An 8,011-nucleotide genomic window follows, 5' to 3' on the forward strand; every position below is an offset into this window, starting at 1 on the left:
TAAGCCAAAGAAACCGGGTTTTTTGCTGAATCTGCGGGCTGCGATGAAGGATTTTGGTAAAAAACCCGGTTTCTGACAGCCCGTGCGTAAGTCGCAATCTAAAATCTAAAATCGACTGATGGCTCACGCACATCTGGTGTGAGGAGCAAATTTATGCTATGTTCGACGGCAAAGTTGACCGCAGGCTGAATATGCTCACTTTTCCTGGCGTTGAAGTCACAGAGCTTATCTACGAAAGCGCAAACTCCCTGGTTTACCGAGGATTCCGACAACCCGACTGTCTCCCCGTCGTGCTCAAAGTCCTTAAAGAAAATTATCCCACACCCCAAGAACTCGCCCGCTATCGCACAGAGTATAAAATTACACAATCTCTGAACCTGAGCGGCTGTATAAAAGCCTATGATTTGCAGCCATATCAAAACACGCTGGTGATGTTTGTCGAGGATTTTGGCGGCGAATCCTTGAAAATTTGGATGCAGCAGCAAAAATTTAGTATTGCAGAATTCTTGCGAATTGCGATCGCCACTACAGAAAGTTTACAACAAATTCACAGCGCCCACATCATTCACAAAGACATTAACCCTTCAAATATTGTCTTCAATCCAGCTAGCGGCGAACTCAAAATTATCGATTTTGGCATTTCCACGCAGTTGACGCGCGAGAATTACACCATCAAAAATCCCAACTTTTTAGAGGGAACTCTTGCTTATATGTCGCCGGAACAAACCGGCAGAATGAATCGAAGTTTAGATTACCGCACGGATTTTTATTCCCTGGGCGCTACCTTTTACGAACTGCTGACATACCAACTGCCTTTTGACACTCAGGATGTGCTGGAATTGGTACACAGTCATCTCGCTAAACAGCCGTTATCTCCATCTCAGGTGAATCCCGAAATTCCGCAAATTCTTTCCGATATTGTGATGAAGTTGATGGGGAAAAATGCTGAGGAGCGCTATCAAAGTGCGATCGGAATTAAAGTCGATTTAGAAGAATGTTTAAATCAACTGCACAGCCCTAACAATATATCAGGTTTTACTCTAGGGAGTAAAGATATTTCTGAGCGGTTTCAAATTCCGCAAAAACTTTATGGCAGAGAGCGAGAAATTGATAGTTTACTAACAGCTTTTGAAACAGTCAGCAGTCACAGGCAAGATGCCTGTGCCACAAGTGGACATGGGGAAGATGCCTGTGCCACAAGCAGTCACAGGCAAGATGCCTGTGCCACAAGCAGTCACAGGCAAGATGCCTGTGCCACAAGCTCAATGATGCTAATTTCGGGATATTCTGGTATCGGCAAATCAGCTTTGGTGCAAGAATTATACAAACCGATTACTCAACAGCGCGGTTATTTTATCTCCGGTAAATTTGACCAATATCAGCGCAATATTCCCTACAGCGCCATTGTCAATGCTTTTCAGGATTTAGCCAAACAACTGTTAGCAGAAAGCGAAGCAAATCTCAAAACATGGCGGGAAAAACTATTAGAAGTATTGGGAATTAACGGTCAAGTGATTGTTGACGTAATTCCTGAAATTGAATTAATTATCGGCAAGCAACCTGCGCCGCCAGAATTGGGTGCGGCAGAAGCGGAAAATCGCTTTAATTTTGTGTTTCAAAACTTCATTAAAGTTTTTACCAAACCCGAACATCCACTGACAATATTTATCGATGATTTGCAGTGGGCTGACGGGGCATCCCTGAAGCTGATGCAACTGCTGATGAATGCTTCGCCAGCGGGACTGTTTTTAATTGGGGCTTATCGGGATAACGAAGTTTCTGCTGCTCATCCGTTAATGCTAACAATTGAAGAGATTGTCAAAAATGGGGCAAAAGTCGATCGCATTTTCCTGTCACCTTTGGATTTATCCTCTGTTACTCAACTGATTGCCGATGCCCTGAATTGCCCGGAAGCAAGAGTCAACTCCCTTGCCGAATTAGTGTTTCTCAAGACGGGCGGAAATCCTTTCTTTATGAATGAATTTCTCAAATCGCTTTATACAGAAGGACTCTTACAATTTGACTTTACCTCCAGGGCTGTTTCGGGGCAACCACGGGGGGATTGCCCCTACGGAAAACCAGGGTTTTGTAGGGGCGGTGCCCACGTGGCCGCCCAGCCCATAGACGATGGGGTAGGGGTTTCAGATATCGGGGCAACGACGGGGGGATTGCCGCTACAAGAGAATGAAGCAGCCCAGCGTTACCAAGAGGGGAGACAGGGGAGTTGGCAGTGGAATTTAGAAGAAATTCAAGCGAGAAATTTCACTGATAATGTTGTCGAATTGATGGCTGGCAAAATTCAACAACAGTCACAGAATACGCAGGAAACGTTAAAGATAGCAGCCTGCATTGGCAATCAATTCGATCTGAAAACCCTCGCCTCACTTTGCAAAAAATCTGTGGAACAAACTGCGGATGATTTGTACGCAGCCGTAGCAGAAAATTTAGTCGTGTTGCTGGGGAATATGGGAGATGTGGAATTAGAAATTGCAGGTAAATTACCTAGTACCCAATCCATCGAATACAAGTTTGTTCATGACAGAATTCAGCAAGCCACTTATTCCCTGATTTCCGAAGAAGATAAGCCAGCGGTTCACCATCAAATAGGAAAACTGCTGCTGCAAAATACCCTCGCCGATGACAGGCAAGATGCCTGTCCCACAGAAGAACAAATTTTTGACATTGTTAATCAACTCAATTTCGGCTGCGAGCTAATTTTCCATCAAACAGAAAGAGATGAACTGGCTCAGTTAAATCTGAGGGCGGGCAAAAAAGCAAAGGCATCGGCAGCTTATCAGTCAGCTTTCAACTATCTGCAAACGGGGATAAATTTGCTGACAGAAAACAGTTGGGTGGTGCAATACCAGCTAAGTTTGCAACTGCATCAAGAAGCCGCAGAGCTAGCTTACATATTGGGCGATTTTGAGCAGATGGAAAGTTTAGGCAACCTCGTACTAACTAATGCTAAAACAGTGCTCGATCGCGTCAAAACGATCGAGGTAAAAATGGGTACTCATGCTGCCCAAAATCAACTAGATATGGCAATTAATCTGGGGCTAAAAATTCTGAGGCAGTTGGGAGTCAAACTGCCCGCAAAGCCTAACAATCTAGATAGCATAATCGGATTGCTGGAAGTTAAGTTAACCCTAGCTGGGAAACGCATTGAGGATTTAGCCAATCTACCTCAAGGAAGCGATCCTTCTAAACAAGCCGCACTGCGTATCTTGTCATTTATGACTACTGTCGCCTATGGCGTGGCCCCTAAACTCATGCCTTTAATTGTGTTTAAGCAGGTGATTTTATCTGTAAAGTATGGCAACTATCCTGAGTCTCTCCATGCTTATGCAGTTTATGGATTAATTTTGTGCGGAGTGGTGGGAGATATTGAAGGTGGTTATAAATTTGGTCAGCTAGCATTGAGGATGTTGGATCAATTTGGCAAGCCAGAATTAAAAACTAAAGTCCTGCTTCCATTTAATGACTTCATCCGTCATTGGAAAGCGCCAGCTAAAGAAACGTTGCCATCTTTGTTGGAGGCTTACAAAAGCGGATTGGAAACAGGACAAGTGGAAGAACGTGCTTGTGCGTCTCAAACTTACTGCGGTTATTCGTACCTCTTCGGCGCTGAATTGTCAGGGCTGGAAGGCGATATTGCTACTTATGGCGAGGCAATAGAACAATCAAAATATGACCCGATTATTTGGCAGATTAAACCTTTACAGCAGTCGGTTTTTAATTTATTAGGTAAGTCGGAAAATCCCTGCTATTTAATTGGGGATGCCTATGATGAGCGGACTGCGCTATCACTGTTAACGGAAGCTAACGATCGCACTTCGATTTTTGCCCTGCATTTTTATAAAATGATTCTCTGTTATTTATTTGGGCAATATGCTGAAGCTGTATCAAATGCAGCTTCCACAATGCAGTATGTAGAGAGTGCTGCTGGAACTCTTCAAGTATCATACTGCTATTTTTATGAGTCGCTGGCTCAGCTTTCGTTTTATTCTAATGCTTCTCAAAACGAGAAAAAGCACTGTTTAAAAAAAGTCACGGCTAATCAGAAAAAAATGAAAAAATGGGCGTATCACGCCCCGATGAATCACTCGCACAAATTTAATTTAGTTGAGGCAGAAAGATATCGGGTTATTGGTAAAGATGCACGGGCGATCGACTGTTACGATCGCGCAATTTCCCTTGCCAAAGAAAACGAGTACATCCACGAAGTCGCCCTCGCTTACGAACTCGCTGCCAAGTTCTATTTATCCAGGGGTAAAGAATTAACAGCCAAAGCTTATATGCAGGAAGCTCGTTACTGCTATCAACTCTGGGGTGCCGTGGCTAAAGTTAAAGATTTAGAAACGCGATATCCGCAATTATTTACGCTCGATCTACCTACAAATAAAAACATTTCAACCACTACCTCAACTACGGGCAGCCGTTCTACTTCTTCCTTAGATATCGCTACAGTCATGAAAGCTTCCGAGGCAATTGCGGGGGAAATTGTACAGGATAAATTACTCTCGCGATTGATGAAAAATTTGATTGAAAATGTCGGCGCTCAAAAAGGATATTTGATTGTAGAAACCCAGGGAAAATTGCTGATTGAAGCTGAAGGTGCAATTAATGATGAACGGATAAGAGTGTTGCAATCTGAACCAGTAGAAAATTGCCCGGAACTTTCCGAAGCTATTATCAATTATGTCGCTCGAACCCAAGAAAATTTAGTGTTAAATGATGCCACTCGTGAAGGTAACTTTACGAATGACCCTTACATCAAAGCACGTCAGCCCAAGTCTATTTTGTGTGCTGCTTTGATGAATCAAGGTCAACTGGCTGCTATTGTTTATCTCGAAAATAACCTTACCGCACAAGCTTTTACTCCCGATCGCCTGGAAGTTTTGCAATTGCTATCGGGACAAGCGGCGATCGCACTTACTAACGCTAAACTCTACACAGAAGTAAAAGAACGCGAAAACCGGCTTACTCAATTTATCAATGCGATGCCGATAGGAGTAACAGTAATTGACAGCGCAGGACAAATTTCCTACGCAAATCCCACAGCTTCCCAACTCAGCGGCATCAATTATATACCCGAATTAAATGCCGCTCAATTTGCCGAAATCGGTCAAGCTTATTTAGCAGGAACTAACGAGTTATATCCCACCGCACAAATGCCAATTATGCGTTCTTTGGGGGGTGAAACGGTCAAAGTAGACGATATGGAACTGCACCGACACGATCGGATTGTTTCCTTGGAAGTCTCCAGCACACCAATTGTCGATGACACGGGTAAAATTAATTATGCGATCGCCACATTTCAAGACATCACCGATCGCAAACAAGCCGAAAAAGTTTTAGCCGACTACAACCGCACTTTAGAACAGCAAGTGAGCGATCGCACTCTCGAACTCCAGCGAGAAATCATCGAACGACAACGAGCCGAAGACGCAGCACAAGAAGCCAACCGAGCAAAAAGTACATTCCTCGCAAATATGAGTCACGAATTGCGGACTCCCCTCAATGCAATTCTCGGATTTTCCCAATTAATGAATCGCGGTTCTAACCTATTGCAGGAACAGCAAGAACACCTGAGTATTATCACCCGCAGCGGAGAACATTTGCTCGAACTGATTAACCAAGTATTAGATTTGTCCAAAATAGAAGCGGGACGCACGACTCTCAACGAGACCAATTTTGACCTCCACCGCCTGCTGGACGACATCGAAAATATGTTCAAACTTCCGGCACAAAATAAGGGATTGCAGTTATTAGTAGAGCGGATGCCCGACGTGCCACAATATGTGCGAACTGATGAAATAAAATTGCGCCAAATTTTGATTAACCTGCTTTCTAACGCGATTAAATTCACCTCGGAAGGCAGCATTCATGTGAAAATTAAAAATCACGATTTTGCTCAGCAAATCTGCTTTGAGATTGAAGACACAGGAGATGGGATTGAGGCTAGTGAATTAGACAAGATATTTGAAGCTTTTGTTCAAACCAAAACCGGGGAAGAATCGCAACAAGGAACAGGATTAGGTTTAACGATCGCACGTTCTTTTGTACAGTTAATGGGAGGTGAAATGACAGTCTGTTCTCGTGCGGGAGGCGGTACTATTTTCAAATTTGACATTAAAGTTAATGCAGTTGAAAGTGCCGATCGCCAACGGGAACAGCCAACCAGACGAGTTATTGCGATCGCACCCAATCAACCCCGCTATCGAATTCTCGTTGCAGACGACGCTTTTGACAACCGCCAACTGCTAGTTAAACTGCTTTCCGCGATCGGTTTTGAAGTCTACGAAGCCCAAAATGGGAGAGAAGCAATAGAAAAGTGGGAGCAATATTCACCGCACTTAATCTTTATGGATATGCGGATGCCGGTGATGGATGGGTATGAAGCAACCAAACAAATTAAAGAGGGCAACCACAGGGGGATTGCCCCTACGGAAAACGAGGATTTTGTAGGGGTAGTGCCCCCGTGCCTACCCCAGACAGCAATTGTTGCCATAACAGCAAGTAGTTTTGAGGAAGAGAAAGCCGTTATCCTTTCTACCGGCTGCGATGATTTTGTTCGCAAACCATTTAGAGAAGCAAACATATTTGATATTCTGCACAAACATATCGGGGTACAATTCGTTTTTGAAGAACTAAATGCTGCCCCCAGTTTCACAGAAAATGAAGTAAATGTATTGACAAAAAGCGCTTTTTCTGAATTGCCTCCTGAGTTAGTAGCCAATCTTCAGCAAGCTATTAGCAATCTCGATTTGGAACAGATGCAAACAGTCATCAGTCAAATTCGCGAAATCAATCAGCCCTTAGCTAGGGCGAGCGCCGCTTGCATTAAAAATTTTCAGTACGAACAGTTGCTAAATTTAATACACACATTAAGGGATGAAACATGAACAAAAACCTCAGTTTTACCCGCGAAGAAAGTATTTTAGTTATTGATGATTGTCCTGAGAATTTAAAACTTTTAAGCGGGATACTATCTGTCGCTGGGTATAAAGTTCACCTAGCTCCCAGTGGGAAATTAGCTCTAAACTTTATCAATGCCAACTTACCCGACTTAATTTTACTCGATATTATGATGCCTCACATGGATGGCTATGAAGTCTGCGCTCAGCTCAAAGCTACTCCGAAAACTCAAGATATTCCAATAATTTTTATCAGCGCTTTGCAAGAAGTTTTCGATAAGGTAAAAGCCTTCTCTGTGGGCGGAATAGACTACATTACAAAACCTTTTCAACAACAAGAAATTTTAGTGCGCGTGGAAAATCAATTGCGTCTGAGAAGGCTGTCTAAACAACTCATAGACCAAAATATTTTAGAAGAGCGCAACCGCATGGCCCGGGAAATTCACGACACTTTAGCGCAAACTTTTACAGGCATCATCATACATTTGGGAGCCGCCGAACGGGTAATAGCAGCGAATCCCGAACAAGCACAAGCACACATGAAAACAGTCTGCGAATTGGCTCGCTCTGGACTTGCTGAAGCACGGCGATCCGTAGAATCTTTACGCCCGCAACTGTTAGAAGATGGCGACTTGTATAGCGCTCTCAACCAAATTGCCAAACAAATGTCATCAGATACTGATACGCACACTATTTTTGAAGTGGTTGGCACGGCATATTCCCTACCATTAGAGGTAGAAAATAACCTGTTGCGGATCGGGCAGGAAGCATTAACAAATATTTTCAAATATGCACAAGCTACAGCGATCAAAATTCAGTTGGTTTACGAAACATCCAAGTTTATTTTGCGGGTGAAAGACAACGGAGAGGGATTTGATACAGAAAGTATCTGTTTTAGGAATGGCTTTGGTTTATTGGGCATGAGAGAACGCGCCGATCGCATTAACGCGCAGCTAACAGTAAACAGCCACCCCGGAAACGGAACAGAAGTTATAGTTTCAGTTAATCGCTAGTAAACTAAGGAATGAGAATTAAATAACTTCCACAAGTTTGTGGGATGGGCGTCCCGCCCGTCCAAAAAGGACGGGCGGGAC

At 43.5% G+C, this 8,011-nt stretch carries 2 protein-coding genes; both read left to right on the forward strand.

The window, feature by feature from the left end:
* Positions 1–191: 191 nt before the first annotated feature.
* On the forward strand, positions 192–6,905 hold the full coding sequence (locus tag QUB16_RS11235; protein WP_333316008.1) for an AAA family ATPase: 6,714 nt from the start codon (positions 192–194) through the stop codon (positions 6,903–6,905).
* Positions 6,902–7,930, forward strand: a complete 1,029-nt coding sequence (locus tag QUB16_RS11240) for a response regulator (protein WP_333316006.1) — start codon at positions 6,902–6,904, stop codon at positions 7,928–7,930. Before QUB16_RS11235 ends, QUB16_RS11240 begins: the two co-directional genes overlap by 4 nt.
* Positions 7,931–8,011: the final 81 nt, after the last annotated feature.

Source organism: Microcoleus sp. D3_18a_C4 (assembly GCF_036702415.1).
Taxonomy (GTDB): Bacteria; Cyanobacteriota; Cyanobacteriia; order Cyanobacteriales; family Microcoleaceae; genus Microcoleus.